At 47.2% G+C, this 21,314-nt stretch carries 15 protein-coding genes; 7 read left to right on the plus strand and 8 right to left on the minus strand.

Annotated elements, in window-relative coordinates:
• Positions 1-151 precede the first annotated feature (151 nt).
• On the plus strand, positions 152-355 hold the full coding sequence (locus QQK89_RS04800) for an aspartyl-phosphate phosphatase Spo0E family protein (protein ID WP_284237325.1): 204 nt from the start codon (positions 152-154) through the stop codon (positions 353-355).
• Positions 356-397: 42 nt separating this feature from the next.
• Here the strand turns inward: QQK89_RS04800 and QQK89_RS04805 are convergent, their stop codons facing one another.
• From QQK89_RS04805 to QQK89_RS04815, 3 genes are read right to left on the minus strand one after another with little or no spacing between them, the layout of a single operon-like run.
• Entirely contained in the window at positions 398-1,480 is a 1,083-nt protein-coding gene (locus QQK89_RS04805) for a Ger(x)C family spore germination protein (protein WP_284237326.1), read from the minus strand.
• Positions 1,473-2,543, minus strand: a complete 1,071-nt coding sequence (locus QQK89_RS04810) for a GerAB/ArcD/ProY family transporter (RefSeq protein ID WP_284237327.1) — start codon at positions 2,541-2,543, stop codon at positions 1,473-1,475. Before QQK89_RS04810 ends, QQK89_RS04805 begins: the two co-directional genes overlap by 8 nt.
• A gap of 5 nt (positions 2,544-2,548) precedes the next feature.
• Positions 2,549-3,877, minus strand: coding sequence for a spore germination protein (locus QQK89_RS04815; protein WP_284237328.1), 1,329 nt, complete (start codon positions 3,875-3,877; stop codon positions 2,549-2,551).
• Between the two features lie 267 nt (positions 3,878-4,144).
• Between QQK89_RS04815 and QQK89_RS04820 the strand changes: the two genes are divergently transcribed.
• Positions 4,145-4,429, plus strand: a complete 285-nt coding sequence (locus QQK89_RS04820) for a hypothetical protein (protein WP_284237329.1) — start codon at positions 4,145-4,147, stop codon at positions 4,427-4,429.
• Between the two features lie 189 nt (positions 4,430-4,618).
• On the opposite strand, the gene QQK89_RS04825 is transcribed toward QQK89_RS04820, so the two are convergent.
• The gene (locus QQK89_RS04825) at positions 4,619-5,554 is read right to left on the minus strand and encodes an AraC family transcriptional regulator (RefSeq protein ID WP_349816709.1); all 936 of its coding nucleotides are present in this window, start codon (positions 5,552-5,554) and stop codon (positions 4,619-4,621) included.
• 116 nt (positions 5,555-5,670) lie between these two features.
• On the opposite strand from QQK89_RS04825, the gene QQK89_RS04830 reads away from it, so the two are divergent.
• Complete coding sequence (locus QQK89_RS04830; RefSeq protein WP_284237331.1) at positions 5,671-7,767, plus strand: beta-galactosidase; 2,097 nt, start codon at positions 5,671-5,673, stop codon at positions 7,765-7,767.
• A gap of 445 nt (positions 7,768-8,212) precedes the next feature.
• Here the strand turns inward: QQK89_RS04830 and QQK89_RS04835 are convergent, their stop codons facing one another.
• The 4 genes from QQK89_RS04835 to QQK89_RS04850 form a co-directional block, all read right to left on the minus strand.
• Positions 8,213-8,806 (minus strand): hypothetical protein, encoded by a 594-nt coding sequence (locus tag QQK89_RS04835; protein WP_284237332.1) that lies wholly within the window; start codon positions 8,804-8,806, stop codon positions 8,213-8,215.
• 29 nt (positions 8,807-8,835) lie between these two features.
• On the minus strand, positions 8,836-9,333 hold the full coding sequence (locus QQK89_RS04840) for a hypothetical protein (RefSeq protein ID WP_284237333.1): 498 nt from the start codon (positions 9,331-9,333) through the stop codon (positions 8,836-8,838).
• Between the two features lie 434 nt (positions 9,334-9,767).
• Positions 9,768-10,631: a DMT family transporter gene (locus QQK89_RS04845; protein ID WP_284237335.1), complete on the minus strand. Its 864-nt coding sequence runs from the start codon at positions 10,629-10,631 to the stop codon at positions 9,768-9,770.
• Positions 10,632-10,646: 15 nt separating this feature from the next.
• On the minus strand, positions 10,647-11,600 hold the full coding sequence (locus tag QQK89_RS04850) for a metallophosphoesterase family protein (RefSeq protein ID WP_284237336.1): 954 nt from the start codon (positions 11,598-11,600) through the stop codon (positions 10,647-10,649).
• 253 nt (positions 11,601-11,853) lie between these two features.
• Between QQK89_RS04850 and QQK89_RS04855 the strand changes: the two genes are divergently transcribed.
• The 4 genes from QQK89_RS04855 (at position 11,854) to QQK89_RS04870 (ending at position 21,277) form a co-directional block, all read left to right on the plus strand.
• Positions 11,854-12,624: a DeoR/GlpR family DNA-binding transcription regulator gene (locus tag QQK89_RS04855; RefSeq protein WP_284237337.1), complete on the plus strand. Its 771-nt coding sequence runs from the start codon at positions 11,854-11,856 to the stop codon at positions 12,622-12,624.
• Between the two features lie 129 nt (positions 12,625-12,753).
• A complete protein-coding gene (gene cysD / locus QQK89_RS04860) occupies positions 12,754-13,677 on the plus strand; it encodes a sulfate adenylyltransferase subunit CysD (RefSeq protein ID WP_284237338.1) in 924 nt (307 codons plus the stop codon).
• Between the two features lies 1 nt (position 13,678).
• The gene (locus QQK89_RS04865; protein WP_284237339.1) at positions 13,679-15,328 is read left to right on the plus strand and encodes a GTP-binding protein; all 1,650 of its coding nucleotides are present in this window, start codon (positions 13,679-13,681) and stop codon (positions 15,326-15,328) included.
• Between the two features lie 321 nt (positions 15,329-15,649).
• Complete coding sequence (locus QQK89_RS04870; RefSeq protein WP_284237340.1) at positions 15,650-21,277, plus strand: GDSL-type esterase/lipase family protein; 5,628 nt, start codon at positions 15,650-15,652, stop codon at positions 21,275-21,277.
• Positions 21,278-21,314: the final 37 nt, after the last annotated feature.

Below are 21,314 nucleotides of genomic sequence, written 5' to 3' on the forward strand. Positions count from 1 at the left end.
TAGGTGCTATATTTGTTGATTGTTGAGTTGAAGCTTGAATAGAACACGAGCAATGTCGAGCGTGGTATGACGGAGGGGACTGCCGGAAGACGGCCTATTGGAGGACGAGCAGACTTGGAGTAGAGGATAACCTTTGATAGGGGATAACGTCATGCGAGAAAATAGACTTGCTCGAATTCGTGGAGCTATTGAACGCAAGCGCAAAGAAATGCATACGCTAAGTGATCGGTTCGGCATGCAGTCTGAAGTTGTTATCCAAAAGTCTAAGGAACTTGATGAGTTACTTAATCGTTATGACCAACTGGGGCTTTCAGTGAAAAAACAATATCAAAAAAGCACGGAAGAAAGAACTTGAAAAAAGACGACATCCGAGATGGAAGGTCGTCTTTTTTTGAGGTTATTCCGCTTGGACAAGGCTGCCTAGGTTATTAATCTTGACATCAACGAGATAGCGGACCTTTAATTCCGGATAATAATCGCTTCGCCACTGTGCAAGTTTCTCGAATGGGATTTTGCTGCGGAAATGATTGCCTAGCCCCAAAGGATCAGCACCGGTTTGAATCAGCTTGTTCGTGACTTGCTCCAACTCTTTCAAGAATAACTTTTCGAGATCGGATATATGTTCGCTTTTAGGTTTTTCGATTCTCGATTCCGAAAGGCTTGTCTGCAAGTTGAGCTTGCCAACCAATTCCGGACCGTTCTCCGTCACCCTACTACTCCAGTGCATATGGGCCGATCGAATGGTAAGGCTCGCGCTTTCCAGAACTTCGACGTCTGCGCCATAAAAGCGGTTGGTGATCACGTTCACGACCAGCGTCTCATTATCGCTCAGCCGGCCGATCATTTTCCCTTTCTTCAGTATGGCGGATCCATCGAACTCGAGCACCGTCTCACGGCCCGGCTTTATGATCGGGAGCAGGATGTCCTGCGTATAGGATTGCGTCGAAGAGAAGGACTCCATTAAGTTGGCCTTTGCCGTTTTGGGCGTCCATCCGGCGCGTTTGTTCGCGAATTTGTAAAAGGTCGTGATGTCGCTCGTAATGGCCTTCTTCGTATTGCTCAACAATTCTTCCATGTCGCTGTCTGTTACGGCAAGCAATGTCTTAGGGGGAAACGCCGTAGCTCGAATCGCATTAGTCAATGCGTCTTGCAGTCCTTCCCGGGCGAGCTCTTGGCTGACGACTATAAGCTGTATGCTAAGTAAATCGATGTAATTCTCGACATCGGTACGAATGTTGTCGATGCCCTCGCTAATCGTAGAGGCTTCCCGAGAGACGACTTTGACGTTCAGCTTCCGTTCTGCTGGAATCGGGATCTGCAGCGAAACTTTATACCTCTTCTCCTGCCCTTTGGAAACGCCCATTATTACCGGTACGGTACGGTGATTGATATCATGATAATCCCAGCATCCTGTTGTCATTAATGCGCAGCCGAGCCAGGCGGCAAGGAGACATATCCCTGTTCGCACTCGCTTACGCACGTGGTTGTCCTCCGATCTTTGCCCGATTGCGGTAATAGACGCTTGCAAGCGCCAGGATGAACAGTAAGAAGAAACGCAGCGGCCCACCGGAGAGCAATAATCGTTCTAAATCTTCCAAGCTGGGAACGAAATAGGCAAAGACTATCGCAAACGATCCGACGATTAACGGATTTGTAATTAGTCTTGGGACGAAGGAAGAATGATGGGCAAGCTGCCTTGTCACCCATAGCAGACCGCTGATATTAATCAACGTGCTGAACATGGTGGCCATGATGTAGAACAGGGACAGCCGGTCGAAGAAAAACCAATTTACTCGAACCGTGTCCAGAAGCACGATCATGGGGAATCGGAGATTGTCCGCGACTTCTTGGCCAAATGCGCTGAGCGGAAGATAGACGTTCATCAGGAAAAAGAAGAGCGAAACGACCCATGCCCCCCATAGCCAGCGCTTTTCGGATTCTGCATAGGGCCCGAAAAAACCGATCAGGCCGAAGACATTGACGAATATCGAGAACGCCGGCAGAATGCGCGGTTCGTCCATGAAGTCGAATGTTGGCTTGATTGGAAAAATCATGTCGAGATTCGCGTAATTTATGGCGGAAATGATAGTAAAAGACAAAAGGGGGAGCCCGAAGGCGCCAATCACGAGTGAAAGCCGCAGAAGCGAATCGCGCTCGGCGTAAGATATGCTTAACGCGGTTACGATCAGCAGAACTAACAATACCCATAACGGAGTCTGCGGCAAATAAAGGATGCTGAGAATTTGGGCATGTCCGCGGATCATAACCCCGATGGCTACCATGTTGCTTAATATGTAAGGCCAAACCAAGCCTAAGCGAAGCCATAATCCGGACTGCTGGAGCTTGGTAAGCAGACTTGTCTTCTCGGTGCGCAAGCCTCCAATGAACAGACGCAGCATGAAGCCTTGAATCAGCCATCCGATGATGATGACCATCCAATGTCCGCTGGGCTCAGATTGAATGATGCTTTGAGGGAACACGAATATTAACAATCCGAACTGTAGCACAAGAAAGAAGGTCGCGACACTGATTCCACGGCTCATTATGTTCACTCCTTTTTCGTAACGGGCTTGAATGGAATCATGGGATGCCGCATTAGCGTAGCCGAGCTGACGAGCGAGAGCATTAGATAGAATCCGCATACGATGCCGAGCGGACCAAATATCGAAGCAAACAATAGCATGATATAACGCCATAACCGGATGACGAGAGTAAAGTGATACCCAATAACGGTGAAATTGGCGATGGTAGAAGCAGCGATGATAATAATCAACAGACTGCTTACGAGGTTCGCTTCGACTACGGCTTGTCCGAGTATAATGCCGCCGACCATGGTCATCGCCGGACCGATGCTCTTCGGCAACCGTACGAGCGCTTCGAACAACATCTCAATAATGAAAAGCAGTATGAGCGCTTCCGTTAAGGAAGGATAAGGAACGCCAACTCGGCTCTGCGCGATGGAATAGATAAGCTCGATTTTCATGACGTCCGGATTCACCGATATGAGAGCAACATAAGTCGCTGGCGCGAAGATGGCGATAAGCGCGCCAAGAATACGAAACGCAATGATCATGAACGCGGTAACTGGCGTATAATCGCGGTCAGTATCCGCGATAAACAGGTCAGGTAGCTCAACGGGAATGACAATGGCTTCCGGATAGCCCTCGACAAGCAGTACAATCCGGCCTTTTTTCAGGAAAAAAGCGACCTCGTGCGGCGACTCCGTCTTGACGAACGATGGGAGGGGACTCCATCTTGGCGTACTGCGCAGCCATCGGGAAACTTGCTGAAGCGAAGCGAATGGCGTGTTGGCATGCTCTTGCAGCGCTTTCTCAATATCGGTTACGAATGCCGGATCCGCCGCGTTGGTCAATGAAAGCACGAGAATTCTTCTCTTCTCGCGTGAACCGATGTCGATATTCGCCAGCTTTAAATCCGGGGAACGAAGCTCATTCCGGATTAGACCGATATTGGTCGTCAGGTCTTCTATGAAACCGGTTTGCGATGAGACCAGAATGTTCTGATTGTTCGTCGTGCCGACCGGGCGATTCAGCTGCTGCACTTCCGATTGCACCCAGGCTGCGCCTGTTCCTTCAGGCTGCAGAATGAGAGTTCGCCCTTCAAGAAGGCCCTTAACAAGATCCTCTTGCGTTGCTTCCGCGCCAAGCGCTCCGAGAAGCTCCTCCCAATCCGATGCGTGTTCTCGTCCGGCTTCCGATAGACGACGAGCGGTTGCTCCAACATCCACCAGACTCGTCAAAGCGATCATTTCCAACGGGATTCCGCGTATTTGAAGGGGCTGAATGTGAAAATCCAATGCGTGCCCCAGTTGCTCAACAATATGCATTCGCTGCGTCTTGCTGCGATTTACAAGCATTTTCCATCACCTAAACTCTAGTATTGGTGATCGTACCCAGAATTATGTAAAAAGCAGACAGAAAAATACGGCTGCCCAGGACAGTTACTTTCGTAATAAAAGTTAAGCTGCTTGTTGTTAACAACGTTAATTGGTTAAACAAAACTATACAGAGTGTCAACAATCTCTAGATTGATCATACTCGTTTTAATCATGTATTGTTCATGATAATGGAGAAATCGTTATATATGGATGGTCCCTCTAATTCTAGAAGAACAGGAGATAACTATGACTGATCGAAAAGTCTCGAATGAATCCTTGCTTGAGATTTTTTTGGATTGCAAGAAGCTTATACAGCAGTGTGATGAGCAGCTTAAAGAATTATCCATGCTATTGGATAAGTCGAATTGGTATACGGGTGAAAGTTATATTCGGGAGCTGCGCCCTCAACAAATTAAATTCACCGCATTTTCTGAACTGATTCTTGATGACACTGATTTTATTGAAATGGAACTCCTCAATGTCCAAAATGGGGAACCGGCGGATGGAAGTTCAGATGATCCAATGGAGTAAGCATCATTGTTTCTAATGAGGAAATAATTATGTGCATCTCGATCTCCTTTTATGAGCCGGATAGAGGTGTGAATGCCTTAACCTTGATCTAATGCCTGTCCAGACGGTCGATCGAGACTCGAGAGTATGACGGAGTATGACGTGACAAGTTGGGACTGCGGAACTCAGTAGGTATTTCGTTTGTAATTACTAAATGGATGGCTTCTCGTTCGAAATTTGCCGCACGTTGAATCGATATTTCGCAGGCGTAATGCCATGCTCTTGTTTAAATAACCGGACGAAGTAGTTGAACTCCATGCCAACCATCGCGGCTACATCGCCTACAGATAGTTCCGGGCCTGTCTCTAATAGCTGCGCGCCCTTCAGTAATCGAAGCCGCTGCAAATATTGGCTAGGGTTCATCCCGTAGGCTTCTTTAAATTTGCGTTGAAAATGCTGCTGCGAATAGCCGACGGTGTTTGCGATATTCGCTAGACTTAAGTTTTCCATGTAGTGCTGCTCCATAAACCGTACAGCCGCTCTAAGCAGTTCCTTCACGCTAGCATTGTTCCGGTAATGCTGCTGCGGCTTGTCTTTATGAATAATGGCAGCAATGTACGCTAATATACGATAGATTTCAGTAGACGCAAAACGATGGGAATCGCTATCTCCATACTCTCTCCTATGCCATAGCTGTCGAAGATCTAATTCTAGTTGTTCCATCTCATGTTCATTTACTACTATGGTTGATAATACCGGCAGCTGCAGTGCGCTAATGAGTGATTCGACCAAAGCTCCTTCGAGTCCCATATAACCGACGATCCAAGGTTCCGTCCCATAGGGACTGTAATCATGGGCAAGCTTGCTGGGCAGGATCAATATATTCCCTCTGCCTATTCTCAATTCCGGTTCGCGTTCGAAATAGAAAGTGCCCGATCCTCCGAAACAAAAAATGCATTGGAAAGTTGGATATCCAATTGGACGATGTATCGCGTGCTGGGGATGCAAACCACAGCTATATAGTGATAATGGTAGCTCCATCTCATCTGTATTATGGAATAGCCGAAACGGTAAAGCAGGCAACATGGCAGAGCCTCCTAGTATCCTTTTTACGCTCACTATTATACGATTTTCTCTATGGATCATAAATGTTCATTTTGTGCTATTTTCTCACTAGGCAGTCCTAACGACTTAGCCATCTCTTAAGCTACAATGTTGGCAAGACAAGAGGAGTTGTCCACTTGAAGAGAGGGTGACGCAATATGTATACATTCAAACCATTCCAACAGCCAACGATTCTCGAGAATCATCTGAATCTTGGCGGGGAGAATCCCGCAGGCGAGAAGATTGACGTGACTAGCTTATATTTCACGCGCGGCGGGCAGCCGTGGATAGCGGTAATGGGCGAATTTCATTTTTCCCGATATGACAGAAAGTACTGGTATGAAGAGCTCTGCAAAATGAAGGCAGGAGGCATTACGCTTGTATCTACGTATGTTTTCTGGATTTATCACGAGGAAGTGGAGAGCGAATTCGATTTCTCCGGCGACAATGACTTGCGTGCCTTTATCCTGGAATGCAAGCGGGCTGGATTGGACGTTGTTATCCGAATTGGTCCATGGGCGCATGGCGAATGCAGGAACGGCGGATATCCGGATTGGCTTTTGAAGAAACCATTCAAGCTACGCGAGAATAATCCGGAATATTTGGAGAAGGTACGTATCCTCTACGGTAAGATTGCCGTACAAGTGCAGGGACTCTTCTATAAAGACGGCGGCAATATCATTGCTGTCCAAGTGGAGAATGAGCTGACGGATGATGCGGAACATCTGCGCACGTTGAAACAAATGGCGATTGAATCAGGTATGATTGCGCCCCTCTATACCGTAACGGGATGGAACGCTGCTGCAGGCGCTAAGATTCCGCTTGACGAAGTGGTTCCTGTATTCGGCGGCTACTGCGATGCCCCGTGGGATAACCATTTGAATCCACTTCCGCCATCTCCTCACTATTTCTTCACGGGCATGCGCAACGATACGGGGATCGGAGCGGATCTGCTTCCGCAAAAGTTCGAACAACATGACGGATGGCAGCTGCCTTATGAACGTTATCCGTTCGCAACATGCGAATTGGGCGGCGGCTTGCAAGTGACGCATCACCGCAGATCAATTGTCAGCGGTATGGATATTTACGCGATATCGCTCGTTAAGCTTGGCGATGGCAATAACCTCGTTGGTTATTACATGTATCATGGCGGAACGAACAAGATCGGGAAGCTGTCCACGTTCCAGGAATCGAAGGCGACGGACTATCCCAATGATTATCCGATACTGTCGTATGATTTTCAAACGGCATTATCGGAGTATGGCGAGGTGCGGGAGCAATACAGGCTGCTGAATCTGCTTCATCTGTTCATTCAAGATTTTGATGCGTCGTTCGCGCCAATGATTAGAGTAGAGGCCGACCATATCGTGAAGAGGGATGACGCGAAGTCTCTGCGATATGCGATGCGTACGGACGGTAACAGCGGTTATGTATTCGTGAACCATTATCAGCGGCTTTCGAAGCTTGAAGATATTCGTGATGTCGTAATAGATACAGGCATCGTGAAGTTCCCGTCGATAGATGTGGTGGGGGACGTTAGCTTTTTCCTGCCTTTCAACATGGACTTGTCCGGCCATTTTCTCCGTTACGCTACTGCGCAGCCGCTGTGCAGACAGGGAGATACGTATTTCTTCATGGAAATTCCAGGAATTGTAGCGGAATATCAATTCACCGATGGCCAGAAGGTTACGCCTAAGGCTGGAATCGATTCTTCCTTCAAGATCAATGGTGCTGCTGTTGTTACGCTCACATGGGAGCAAGCGCAATATTTGCGCAGGTTGGAAGGAGAACTCTACCTTGGTGACGGCTGCGACCTGTACCATGCGGATGGCTCCATTCACTCCGTGGCAGATGGCGACTTCCGATATTGGTGCTGGAATGGAGAAGGATTCGAATTGAAGTCTATCAAACAGCCATATACAGAACCGGCTATCGTTTTCGAACAAGCGGAACAGCCTCCATTTGATCCAAAGTACACAGCGGAGCTTCACATTGGCGGAGAGAGAGCCATCACATGGCTAAAGCTGACGGTTAACGGCTCTGATGGGTTTGTAAATATCGATTATTACGGTGATGGCGCGCAGCTCTATGCCGACGGACAATTGGTCGCTGACAGCTTCTATTATGGAGAGGTATGGCGAGTGCCGGCTAGATTGCTGGATGGAAAACAATGTTACCTTGCCGTATCTGAAATCCGCGATGATTTCTACCGTGAATTCGAGAGCAGGGACCGCCTATTGGAAACTCGGAAATAATCAAAGAAACAGGACTGATTGCTAATCAGTCCTGCTTTTTTAGATATTAGACAAACAGCGTATTGGAATAAATGCTGCTCCTTACCCGGATCTAACAGCCAAGCTTCGGCTTTTGTGGTTGTCTTGCGGGATGGACGATGAACTGAAGCATGTCAGCGACCGGACACATGCCTGTCTGGCACAAGCCGATATCCCTCATTGTTGGTACGAGGAAAGCGGCGGGCATGATTGGCCCGTTTGGAAAAACGATTGTATCACTTCTCGCAATTAATCTTTCAATAGGGACAGTTTTTATGTCCCGGTTTCCGGCAAGATTGCTGGAAGGGTAAGATTGAATTGGGTATCTTTCTTCTGACGATTCTTAATTAACATGTGGACCACGCACTATCTTAATAAAAGGGATGGTAATCAAGACTTTTAGTCCATGATTACCATCCCTTTTATTTTACTTTTTGAGTTTTTGATTCTCATCCAAATCTTTCATTTTAAATTTAATTTTTTGGTTGTTATTATCATTAATAATATTATCTTTATCATCATATTGATAGCTGGCTTGAATAGGGTTCAGCAAACTAGCAGGAGAGTTTGGATAAGTCTCAAGGAAGAAAACATAATTGTTTCCTTTATTGAGGTTAGCACTATTCTCGTTGATGTATTCAGTATTACCAAAAATTCCACCAGGTTCTTTAATTTGAATGGTTTCTGTTTTCTCGATATTTCCTTTATAGGTTTTTTTTACTTCAACAGTGTAAATAGTATACGGCAAAAGACTATCATCTATTTTGCCGCCAGGATTAAGGCGTTCGTCATCGGTTTGAGGATTTTGGGCTATGCTTATTTCTTTGTATTTATAATCAATTACCTTACCCTTAATAATTGTATCCGCCATATCAATTAGATTATCCAAATTATCATACTCCGGATAATCTGCAGAGATGGATACTTTTTTTACACTTGTGTCATTTCTATTTATTAGAAGCACCGTACCAATTACCAAAACAAGGAATGCAAAAACAATGTAAAATTTTTTATGTTTCATTATTTAACCCTCCCTATTAAATTTATTCTTTAGTTATAAACTGTGTTTACTTCAGAAACATCATATGGTTGAGGGACTTTCATAGTATTACGATTACGCGAATCGTTCATGATGGAAGTTTGTGATGTATGATCTAAGCAGAATTCATGACCATATTCGTGGACCAAAACGGATTGAACGAAATTTGCAAAGTCAGTTGCATCCCTATTAATGGTTCTTGAATTTAATTTGATAGTAAACGGCCCTGGGTTTGCGGATGATGAATTTCCATACCAAGTATCTGAATAACTAGACACTATTAATGAATTTTTAGAGGATGATAATGTACCGACCGTTACGAGAGTAGCTGTACCGTTCCATGCGGAAGCAGCAGCTTCCATAGGCGTCTTCCAAGTATTGTTATAAGTGATTGGAGGTACATTGATATTAGGAGATTGTGAACCCCAGTCAGGATCAGTATTAGCGAATACAACGTTGGCTGATAGTAAGAGAGTAAAGATTAAAACGGCACAAATAAATCGTTTCATAAATATTAACCTCCCAAGAAATTGTTATTCATTCACAGCTAGAATACACAGACCTATCTTAAATAGTCATCTTCGGCTATGTATGTCGTGATTTTCTGAAGACTATTACCTATACCATTCACCCCCTTCTTTATTACTATTTTTAGGTCTTGGGAACTCTTTCCACCTCCTAGGCTGGATTATAATGTATGTAATTTTGGTACACAAGGACATTTTTACATATTATGACTCATTTTTTTTAACATGCCGCAATAAACATGTCAAAAGAACTAGAGTTATAAATAATATTGTTGATGAAAATCCATATAGAGGGATTCATCCATTTTTTTGCTTCCTTTTTATCCGGCAAAATAAAAAACCTACCAATTCTCTCCATCGGCAGGTTTTTTTATCAATTAAATTTTTATCTGACTGGACTATTCCTTAAGGCTGATTCACCCCCAAAAACTAATCGTAAGAATTCCAAATAGAATGAGCACCGAGCACAAGATGCGCAAAGTGCCCTGCTTTTCCTTAAGGACGACAATGCCGAGAAACGTCGCAAATACCGTTCCAATCTCGCGTAAAGGGGAGATGTGGGCAACGGGCGCGTACTTCATGGCGAATAGAAACAATAAATAGGAACCTGGATTAAGGATCGCTCCAAGCAAAATGATTCTACTGTTTAATCTCCATTCCATGCGAAGTTGTTTGGAGGCGATAACGGTTGGCGTCAGGGCCGCCACAAACCCGATATTCGTCACTTCAAGTAAAGAAACCGCTGATATATGTTCGAGGTTGAGCTTATCGACAAGGACGTAACAGGTGGTGCATAAGCCAACGCTAAGCGCCATCAAGAACGGTTTAACGGACGCTCTGGAAGCTGAACCTGATCTTGCGACGCCGGTGAAAATACCGCTTAGAGCAAAGAAACCAATGACCATGCCAAGCAGTCCCAACCAACCGTATACCGATAAGGATTCACGAAGGAACAGGACACCTATAATCGGGATGAATAAGGTACTGGTACCTCTCATAATCGGATAGATTTGCGATAAATCCCCCATGTTGTAGGTTCGCGCCAATAAGAGCGAATAAGCGACTTGCAAACAGGCGGATAACAGAAGAAGGCCGTATGACGATAAGGATAAAGGATATAGCCATAATTCTCTTATTAAATAAGGAAGAAGGACGATGGTCGTTACCATTAGGATGGACCATAAGAAGACGCTTTTGTTATGGCTTTTTTTCGTAAATAAACTCCAAATGGCATGCGCCAAGCCAGAAGCGATGACCAGCAGAGTAGCGACGATAATCAATCTATAATCTCCAAGTTAAGTACCGGGAATGTGTTCCGGCTGCTGGGTAATAACGGTGCCGTCAGCAAGTCGCAGCCATGTTTCGAAGCCGCGTTCATCTTCTCGGAGCCGAATCATTCTCGCGCCTCGTTGAAAGCCCTCTTTTCCATACGTGTTATAACCGCTGGCTCTGCCGTAACATAGACGAATGCCGTGAAGCTCACCCCAATAATCGTTGATATGATCGTGACCAACAAAGGTTCCTAGGATATCTCCCATTTCAACCATGGCCGCGAATAGGCCAGAGTTCACTTGGCTGCTGGAGACACTAGCCTCAAAAAAGTTCCCGTAACAGGTCTTGGTGTCCCATACCTCTTGATATTCCGGGAACGGGATGTGGAAGAAGGCTAGTGCCGGCAGCGGCTGTTCAGGGGCAGCTCCCCGAACCTTCAGAGATTCTTTCTTGTACCACTCAATCTGATCGCTGCGGATCCAATCATACCCGTTAATATGGGGAACAGGTGAATAAGCGCCCGAATCAAAGAAGTATAGGTTGAATTTACTTTGCCCTGCGGCATCTTGAATGGACAATCGGTAATTCCCTTCACCGCTAATTTCTACCGGGCCTCGCTGGGTAACCGTATGAGGATACTCCAAAACTGCATGGATGAGTTCTTCTCTCGTAATGATCGATTCCGTATCATGGTTGCCAAACACGATCGCCCATGGAATCCCGCGAATTTCTGCGGAGTGGACGGCTTCTCGTAATGCGCCGAATGGATCCTCGCAAATGAGGTCTCCTTGGGCTACCTCACCGGTATAAATGACGTCACCTGTAAAAACAACAAGATCAGGCTGTTCGGCATCGAGTACGTCTTCCATGAGACGACGTGTCTGCTGATCCAGATCGCCGTTATCTTTCCAATGCAAATCCGTGAATTGCGCGATCGTAAAAGTACGATCCTCGCGAAAAACGAGTGAGTGCGGCATAATAACCCCTCCATGTTTGCTTTGTTATAATGACCAATCATGTTGAATCATATTAAAATCATGTTGATTTATGAAGATTGTAGCGCCGCTAAATATAGCTGTCAACCAGTAATTCTGGTTATGGCCCTGCTATGGCCCGTTACAATAGGAATAGGCTCGCGTGTTGACAGCCAGCAACCCTAATTCTAAAATAATGAAAATAACACACCAATCAACATCAATTAGATGAAATCAGTCAAACAGGAGGCACCTGATGTCATTAACATTTGAAGATCGCAGAATGACGATTCTGAATCAATTGGAATTGGAAGGGAAGGTGCAGGTGCATCATTTGTCCGAGCTTCTCGGCGTTTCTACGGAAACGGTGCGGCGTGATTTGGATCGGCTAGAGAAGGAAGGCAAGCTTCGCAAGGTGTACGGAGGCGCGGTCAAAATGAGATTCGAGCTAGTCGAGCCGCCTTTCCTAAAGCGAACCCAAATGATGAGGACAGAAAAGGCGTCCATAGGCAAGCTGGCGGCGTCATTAGTTGAAGACGGTGAAACGATTATGGTGGATACCGGGACGACGACCATTGAGATTCTGCCCTATTTGCGGGATCGATCAAACCTTACCTTAATTACGCACTCGGTACCGGTCCTTAATTTAGCAATGGAAACGTTTCGCGGAACGATTATTTTTGCGGGCGGGGAAGTCAATCCGGATTACCAAGCGGCAACGGGTTCCCTCACCGATCAGATGCTGGATCAATTTAAAGTGAACAAAGCGTTTATATCGGTAGGCGGCATTTCGCTTGTAGACGGCATTACGGACTACCATGTAGCTGAAGCGACCATCTCGCGGAAAATGATGCAGCGAGCGGAAGAGTCCATCGTTGTTGCGGACCATTCCAAATTTGGCTTGTCCACGTTTTCCAGAATATCGAGGCTTGAAGAAATTTCTATGCTGATTACGGATGCCGGCTGTTCCAAAGAATGGGTAGATAAGATGGAAGCGCTCGGCATCGAGATGAGAATTAGCGAATAAGATACGGTTTGTCTTCAAAAAAAATTAAAAGAAATTACTTTCTTCCACTTTGCAACAAAGTGAAAATCTGATACTGTATACCTTATAGCCTATAGATTTAGTAAGGATTAAAAAGGGAGGCACTTTTTCATGGACAATTTGATGCTTGATTCCATAGATGCAACGACACATCTGGATCAACTCGAGGCTGAAGCGATTTATATTATTCGAGAAGTAGCGGCGGAATGCGAAAATCCCGTGATGCTGTACTCGATCGGCAAGGATAGCTCCGTGATGCTGCATCTGGCGCTGAAAGCTTTTTATCCGGAGAAGCCGCCGTTTCCTTTCCTGCATATTGATACAACCTGGAAGTTCAAAGAGATGACTGAATTCCGTGACCGCAAGGCAGAAGAACTCGGAATCAAGATGCTTGTTCACTCCAACCAGGAAGGAATTGAGCAAGGGATCAACCCGTTTGACCATGGTTCCGCGTATACGGATATTATGAAGACCCAAGCTCTGAAGCAAGGCTTGGACAAATACGGATTTACGGCTGCGTTTGGCGGCGGAAGACGCGATGAGGAAAAGTCGCGTGCGAAGGAGCGGATTTTCTCCTTCCGCAATAAGAACCATGCTTGGGACCCGAAAAATCAGCGGCCGGAAATGTGGAAGCTGTTCAACACCAGAATTAATAAAGGCGAAAGCATCCGCGTATTCCCGATTTCCAACTGGACGGAAAAAGATATTTGGCAATATATTCGCAGAGAGAACATTGATATCGTGCCCCTCTATTTTGCCAAAGAACGGCCTGTCGTTAACCGTGATGGACAGATGATCATGGTGGACGATGAGCGGATGAAGCTCCAGCCGGGCGAAAAGGTTGAAATGGCGAAGATGCGGTTCCGGACATTAGGCTGCTATCCGCTTACCGGCGGTGCCGCGTCTGAGGCGGACACGCTGGATGCTATTATTGAAGAAACGCTTGGCGCGGTATCCTCCGAACGGACAACGCGGGTTATTGACCAAGAAGAAGCGGGAAGCATGGAAAGACGCAAACGGGAGGGCTATTTCTAAGATGAAGAGCTTGCTTAAATTCATAACTTGCGGAAGTGTAGATGACGGCAAATCGACACTGATTGGACATATGCTGTATGAGGCAAAACTTTTGTTCGCCGACCAAGAGAGAGCGCTCGAGCTGGACAGCAGGCTAGGCAGCCGCGGCGGCAAAATCGACTATTCCTTGCTTCTTGACGGGCTGCTTGCGGAACGCGAGCAAGGGATCACGATTGACGTGGCTTATCGGTATTTTACGACGGACCACCGTTCGTTCATCGTAGCGGACACACCGGGGCATGAAGAATATACGCGCAACATGGCCGTAGGCGCATCGTTTGCCGATCTGGCCGTTATTCTTGTGGACGCAACCAAAGGAATTATTACGCAAACGAAACGCCATACCCGGATTTGCGCCCTGATGGGAATTAAACATCTCGTGTTGGCGGTTAACAAGATGGATTTGGTTGGTTTCGATACGGATAAATTTGATGCGATCAAAGAAGAATTCGCTCGCATCACGACGGAATTCCAGTTTGAGAGCATTCAAGTGATCCCCGTTTCCGCAACGGAAGGGGATAACATTACGACCAAATCGCCTAATACGCCTTGGTACAAAGGGCTTGCTTTGCTGCCGTATTTGGAGAACGTTGAAGTTCATGCAAGCGACGACGTGAAGCCATTTATGATGCCTATCCAGCGCGTATGCAGACCGGACCATACGTTCCGCGGATTCCAAGGCCAGATTGAAGCCGGCAGCATCGCGGTTGGCGATGAACTGATCACGCTGCCTAGCCATGAGAAGGCAAAGGTGAAACGGATTTTGGTTACCGACCAAGACCGGAATTCGGCTCATGCGGGACAACCGGTTACGATCCAATTGGACCGGGAAGTCGACGTATCGAGAGGCTGCGTGTTCACCAAGGACAATCAGCTCCAAGAGGCCGACGGCTTTAGCTCCACGATTTTGTGGATGGATGATTCGGTCCTGACACCGGGCAAAGACGTTCTGGTGAAGGTAGGCACAAAGATTCTGCCGGGTACGGTAACGGCTATCAAGCACAAAATCGATATCAACACGGGCAATACGGTTACAGCCGATCAATTGGTTAAGAATGAATTGGCAACATGCGAAATTTCATTATCGGATGGTATTGTTTTTGATTCGTTTGAAAAAAATAAAAGCATCGGCGGGTTTATTCTCATCGATCGCGTAACGAATATGACTTCCGCTTGCGGCGTCATTGAAGAAGCTCTTCAAAGCTCCGACCGTGAAGACCGAAATGATTCGGAAGTCACCAGAGATGTTCGCGCCCAGCAAAAAGGACAGCAGCCATTGACGATTTGGCTTTCTGGACAAACGGACAACACGGCTCTTGCGAAGGAAGTCGAGAAACGGTTGGTAGCAAGAGGTTACCATACGATGCTGGTTGATAACAGCTTAGGAGAATCCGTGCGGCAACTCGCGGGTTACGCCCGATTGCTTAACGATGCCGGACTTCTGGCGTTGGTACCGGCCGGTTCTACGAACGGCAACGACCAAGCTATTGCGCAAGAAATCATCGGTCAAGCCTTTTTGCCAATCGAGGCGGGTGCTTCGATCGAGGAAGCGGCAAAAGAGATCGTAAAACGCGTTGTTAAGGCTCTCATTCCAGATAGTTATAGCATTTAATAATTTCATCAGCACTCTAAAGAGGACGTCCTATTAGTCATTTAATCATGACTATGGGGCGTCTTTTTTGCTGCACATCTATCATTATTGATAGATTGCGGCAGAATGATCAGAAGTGAACGGTATAATCATTATTTATCGTTTACGTTAAGAGTCTTATCCCACTATAATTGCCTCATTCTTAGTGCCCCATTCATTTTAAGTGGACGTTAAGGAACAAGTTTGTGTTGGAGATGATGATGGCACGCAGCATTGTAAGCGCTTCATTTGTTTTGGGAAGGCAGATTCCACAATAATCATTAAGAGGAGGAAATTGATTCGATGGGATTTAAAAAGGTATCTCTAAAAGCAGCAGTCTCTTTATTAGCGGCGGTTATGACATTGGCTCCGGTTATTTCGCCTGTTCCGAGCTATGCGGCAACGCCGGTGACCGCTAGTGAGTTCGCCCCTCGCCAAGCCGAATATTTGGACAGAGGTTTGGTCGCGGTATTGACGGACACCGGCGTCTTTTTGAGTTGGAGGTATTTGAATACGGATCCGGATGTTATCGCTTTCAACGTGTACAAAAACGGAACTAAGGTAAACGCAACGCCAATTGCCGATGTTACGAATTATGTGGACGCGACCGGCGCGGATAGCTCACAATATCAAATTTCTACTCTTATTGACGGCAAGGAAGAGATGCAATCCGGAACGGTATCGGTGTGGCATAACAATTATTTGCCCATTCCGCTAGATAAACCGGCGGATGGCAGAACGAAGGATGGCGGCACCTACTCTTATACGGCTAGTGATGCATCGGTCGCGGATTTGGATGGCGACGGGGCGTACGAGATTGTATTCTTATGGAATCCAACAAATGCGAAAGACAATTCGCAAGCAGGTTATACAGGGAACGTCTATATGGATGCCATAGAGATGGATGGCAGCAAGCTGTGGCGCATTGATCTAGGGGTAAATATCCGCGCGGGCGCCCATTACACGCAATTTATGGCCTATGACATGGATGGGAATGGAAAAGCAGAGGTTGTCGTAAAAACGGCAGATGGCACAAAAGACGGCAAAGGCAACGTGATCGGAGATGGTACCAAGGATTACCGTAACGACAGCGGATATATTTTGACCGGACCCGAGTATTTGACCCTATTCGACGGCCTCACGGGCGAAGCAAAATCTACCGTTAATTATGAGCCTCCGCGCGGAAATGTAGGCGATTGGGGCGATACGTATGGCAACAGGGTGGACAGGTTCCTATCGGCAATTGCTTATCTCGATGGCGAGACTCCTAGCGTAATTGTAAGCCGAGGCTATTATACGCGGACGGTAGTTGTTGCTTATGATTACGTTGGCGGAGCGCTAGTGAAGCGCTGGGTATTCGATACCAAGGAGGCAGGTTCACAGTACGAAGGACAAGGCAACCACGGACTAAGCGTCCTCGATGTCGATTCCGACGGCAAAGATGAGATTATGTTTGGTGCGTTAGCCATCGATGACAACGGAACGTTAATGTATAGCACCGGACTTGGGCATGGCGATGCGATGCATGCCGGCAAGCTGGATCCGAACCGGGAAGGTTATCAAGTGTTAAGCGTACATGAACATACGGATGCGGAATACGGCATTGAAATGCGCGATGCGGCAACAGGCGATATTATTTGGGGCGAGTATACGGGGAAAGATACCGGACGGGGGATGTCGGCCGATATTGATCCCAATTATCCAGGTTATGAGTCATGGGCCTCGGGGATCGTTGATGGCATGATGACGCCGGAGACCAAAGTGTATTCATCAACAGGCGAAGTCATTTATACAGCGGATGAGGCTCCCAAAAGCACGGACTTTGGAATTTGGTGGGACGGTGATCTTAGCCGCGAGCTGTTTGACCATGTGTGGGACAACAGCACGGCCAAAGGTATTCCTGTTGTATACAAATGGGACTATCAGAATAAAAAGCTGAATGAAATCTTTAGAGCAACAGGCGCTCTAACTAACAACCATACAAAAGGAAATCCGGCTCTCCAAGCTGATCTATTGGGGGATTGGAGGGAGGAGCTCCTGCTGCGCAGCGAAGACAGCTCGGAGTATCGGCTGTATACAACTACGATTCCTTCCGACTATCGTATTCCTACCTTAATGCAGGACCCTGTCTACAGACTTGGGATCGCTTGGCAGAATACGGGCTATAACCAGCCGCCGCACACCTCATTCTATCTGGGTTCAGAGTCGACGGAATTCCCGAAAGCGAATATCCGGCTTACTGGAGGCCCGGAAACGCCTGAGCCTGTATATCACTTTGATTTCGGTACGGCAACCTCTGAGCAGACAACTTCGATTCAGGCTACGCCTTATTCAAAGGAAGCGGGTTACGGCTTCGCCAATGCTGAGGGAATTACGGTGGAGCCTGATCGGGTCGTGTTGCCTGATAACGCCAAATTCGCCGTAGATCTTCCGAATGCCAACTATAAAGTTACACTCAAGCTAGGAAGCGATACGAATGTTTCTAATGTCGGCGTGAACTCTGAATACGTGCAAAAGCTAGCCGTTGCGAATGTGGCGGCAGGGAAGCCGTTAACCTACTCCTATGACATTGCGCTTGTAGACGGTCAGCTTGAATTCGTCTTTACGGGAACGGCGATTGACGTCCAAGAGATTATCATCGAGAAATATGCGCCTAAATCCGCTGGTACTTCGACTACCGTCTATATGGCAGGCGATTCAACGATGCAATCCTATAGCTCGTCGCAAGCTCCGCAACAGGGCTGGGGTGAGCAGTTCGGACGCTATTTTGCAGGGAATGTTGTCGTTGAGAATCAATCGATCGGCGGTCGAAGCAGTAAATCCTTCCTGGTTGACGGCCGATTGGATACGGTTTTGCGTGATATTAAGCCTGGCGATTTCTTCTTCATTTCATTTGGACACAACGATGCGAGCATAGGCATTCCGGACCGGTATGCATCACCGGCAGATTACAAAACCTACTTGGCTCGTTATGTAAATGGAGCAAAGCAGCGTGGCGCAACGCCAGTATTGCTGTCACCTGTAGGCCGTAGAGATTTCAACCTGATTACGCAGGAATTTAACGTAAGCTTCCCTGAGTATGTGCAGGCGAGCAAGGAAGTTGCGCAGGAGCTTGGCGTAGCATTCATTGATCTCAGCCAGCTAAGCATCGCGCAATACAACAAAGTTGGCATGGCCGCTACGGAGAAGCTGTTCCTGTATGCCAATCCAGGTCAATATCCGAAGTATCCGGATGGCGTAAGCGACAATACGCATTTCAGCGATTACGGCGCGCAAGTGATTGCCGGCTTAGTTGCGGGAGCGGTCAAAGAAATGGGGCTTGGGATTTCACCGTTTGTCATTGACCCGGATCTTCCGGAGCCTGAGCCAGAGCCCGAGAATATGAAGTATACGGAAGACTTCGAAGGCGACCCTGCAGCCATTCAGTATGCCATGGTGAATGCGACTGGCATTGCAGGCACCATGACGGGAACCGTCATCGAGCAGAGTGGCAATAAGCTTATGAACGTGGTTGGCTCAGGATCCGGGAATCGTGCGAAGACGTTCCGAATTTTCGACTCGATTGCAGGAGATATCGTCAACGTTAACTTTGACTGGAATGCGGGTAACGTAGGTGCCTCCCCGTCCGAGGGGCATCTGTCGCTCATGGATGCGAATGAAAACTTGATTCTGACACTGTACACAACAAGCGGCACAAATACGAAAATCGGTTATTTCCCGGGCTATTATGCGCCTGATTACGGAACGGGAACGACCACATTGCCAAGCGGGGTATTCACTAACCTAACGAAGAACCAATGGGTTCATGTAGATGCGACAATCAACTTCGTAGACAAAAAGATAGATTTGACCTTGACTAGTCTTGCGGATAGCAAGGTGACGCAAACGATCGAGGGAATCGCGATGAGCGCCGGAACTGCTTATGCGAACAACGTAAGAGCCATGCGGTTCCTCGGTACTAGAAAAGGCGGAGGCGGCACGCTTGCTTGGACGACTCAGATCGACAATGTACAGATTGAAGGCAAGACGCTTCCGCCATCAGCCGGTGACCAGACGGCATTGGTCGCTCTGTATGATGAAGTGAAGGCGAAGGACTTGTCCGGTTACACGGCGGAATCTGTTGAAGTGCTCCATCGTGCTCTGGCTGCCGTGGAACAAATCATTGGTACAGAGGCGACGCAAGCTCAGGTCAACCATGTATTCAACATGCTGAATGTGGCTGTACAGTCTTTGACAAGCAAGCCAAAAGGCCAGATCGACGTATACAAATTTGATTTTGGCAATGGCGGCGCAGCTGAAGGTTATACTTCGGTTGATGCGGACAGAGCTTATATTGAAGGCAACGGCTTCGGATTCGCGGATACCAGTCTGGTAGAAGCAGTAAACCGGGGAACGGGGAATGCCTTGACGGAGGACTTTACCCGCATGAACGGAACTTCCTTCTTGGTAGAAATGGTGCCAGCCAATTATCGCGTGACAATGACTGCCGGCGATTCGCAGGAAGCCACGAATCTTGGCGTTACGGTAGAACAAATGGCCAAGGTGCCAGTCACGACTGTAGCGAAAGGAAATTATACCGAATTTACGTATGATATCGCTCTAATTGACGGCGTATTTAACTTCGAATTTACGGGCAATACACCTAAGCTTAATGCTTTGAGGATCGAACGTCTTCCTGACAAAAGCGAGGGAAATAAGCCAGTTATTTACTTAGCAAGCGATTCGACAGTTGCCAATTATGAGGAGGGGTACCGTCCGCAAGCCGGCTGGGGCGAGACATTGGGTCAATATTTCGATCTTGATCAAGTGAGCATCGACAATCGTGCGGTAGGCGGGCTAAGCAGCAAAACGTTCCTGGTTGGCGGCTATCTGAACGATATTTTGCTGGATGTGCGCAAAGGCGATTATTTGTTCATGCAATGGTCGCATAATGATTCCACGCCTTCCCGTCCAGAGCGCTACTTGACCCCAGAGCAATTCAAAGTATATTTGACGGAATATATCGATGGAGCTAAGCAGCGAGGGGCAATCCCCGTGCTAGTCACCCCGGTTAACCGTCGCGACTTTACAGGCGATGTTCTGAACAAGAGCTTCCCGGAGTATGTGCAAGCGATGAAAGAGACAGCAGTAGCTACAGATACGCTTCTTGTTGATTTGAACCAAGCAAGCTGGGAATATTTCCAAGAGCTTGGCACGGAAGGCACCAAGGATATCTTCCTATGGGTGGATGGGAAAGAAGATAATACGCATTTGCAAATGAACGGCGCTGTCAAAGTGTCTGAGATGGTGGCAAGATTGGTGCAGCAGCTTCGAATCCCATTATCGTCCTATGTGACTCTGGAAGACGATGCTACAGGCGTGCCCGGAACTCCGGTTCTGTCGAGTGACAACGGCTATGATACCGGTCTACTCGACGGCAGCTACAGCATTACGATGAACATGTGGTACGGGAATAACGGTACGTCTTACAAGCTGTACGAGAACGGCGTGCTGATCTCCAGCAAGAAGCTGGTTGATAACTCGCCATCCAAACAGAGCGTAATGACCCAGGTTAATGGCAAGCCGAACGGTACGTACGTCTATACCTGTGAACTAATTAATTCGTTCGGCACAACGAATTGCTCTCCGCTCACGGTTACGGTCAAGGACGCAGCACCTGGCAAGCCGGTACTCTCGAACGATAACTGGGACAACAATGGAGATTACAAGGTGACCATGAACATGTGGTGGGGCACTAACGCTACCGCGTATAAACTCTATGAGAATGGCGTAATTATCGATACTCAATCGTTGAACTCTAACACGCCTAATGCTCAAACTGCAGAAACGGTAATTTCGGGACGCGCAGCAGGTACTTACGAGTACCGCGCGGAGCTCGTAAACGATTCTGGCGTAACGGAAAGCTCGATTATGACCGTTATAGTGAAATAGGGTTTCAAAAAGAAGCGAGTAGCGTAGCAGGATTAGC

This window comes from Paenibacillus glycanilyticus (assembly GCF_030161375.1).
Taxonomy (GTDB): domain Bacteria; phylum Bacillota; class Bacilli; order Paenibacillales; family Paenibacillaceae; genus Pristimantibacillus; species Pristimantibacillus glycanilyticus_B.

Coding starts and splice junctions, on each gene's coding strand:
- QQK89_RS04820 (WP_284237329.1), top strand. CDS start 4,145: ATGACTGATCGAAAAGTCTCGAATGAATCCTTGCTTGAGATTTTTTTG.
- QQK89_RS04825 (WP_349816709.1), bottom strand. CDS start 5,554: ATGATCCATAGAGAAAATCGTATAATAGTGAGCGTAAAAAGGATACTA.
- QQK89_RS04850 (WP_284237336.1), bottom strand. CDS start 11,600: ATGCCGCACTCACTCGTTTTTCGCGAGGATCGTACTTTTACGATCGCG.
- QQK89_RS04855 (WP_284237337.1), top strand. CDS start 11,854: ATGTCATTAACATTTGAAGATCGCAGAATGACGATTCTGAATCAATTG.
- QQK89_RS04870 (WP_284237340.1), top strand. CDS start 15,650: ATGGGATTTAAAAAGGTATCTCTAAAAGCAGCAGTCTCTTTATTAGCG.
- QQK89_RS04800 (WP_284237325.1), top strand. CDS start 152: ATGCGAGAAAATAGACTTGCTCGAATTCGTGGAGCTATTGAACGCAAG.
- cysD (WP_284237338.1), top strand. CDS start 12,754: ATGGACAATTTGATGCTTGATTCCATAGATGCAACGACACATCTGGAT.
- QQK89_RS04840 (WP_284237333.1), bottom strand. CDS start 9,333: ATGAAACGATTTATTTGTGCCGTTTTAATCTTTACTCTCTTACTATCA.
- QQK89_RS04835 (WP_284237332.1), bottom strand. CDS start 8,806: ATGAAACATAAAAAATTTTACATTGTTTTTGCATTCCTTGTTTTGGTA.
- QQK89_RS04865 (WP_284237339.1), top strand. CDS start 13,679: ATGAAGAGCTTGCTTAAATTCATAACTTGCGGAAGTGTAGATGACGGC.
- QQK89_RS04830 (WP_284237331.1), top strand. CDS start 5,671: ATGTATACATTCAAACCATTCCAACAGCCAACGATTCTCGAGAATCAT.
- QQK89_RS04815 (WP_284237328.1), bottom strand. CDS start 3,877: ATGCTTGTAAATCGCAGCAAGACGCAGCGAATGCATATTGTTGAGCAA.
- QQK89_RS04810 (WP_284237327.1), bottom strand. CDS start 2,543: ATGAGCCGTGGAATCAGTGTCGCGACCTTCTTTCTTGTGCTACAGTTC.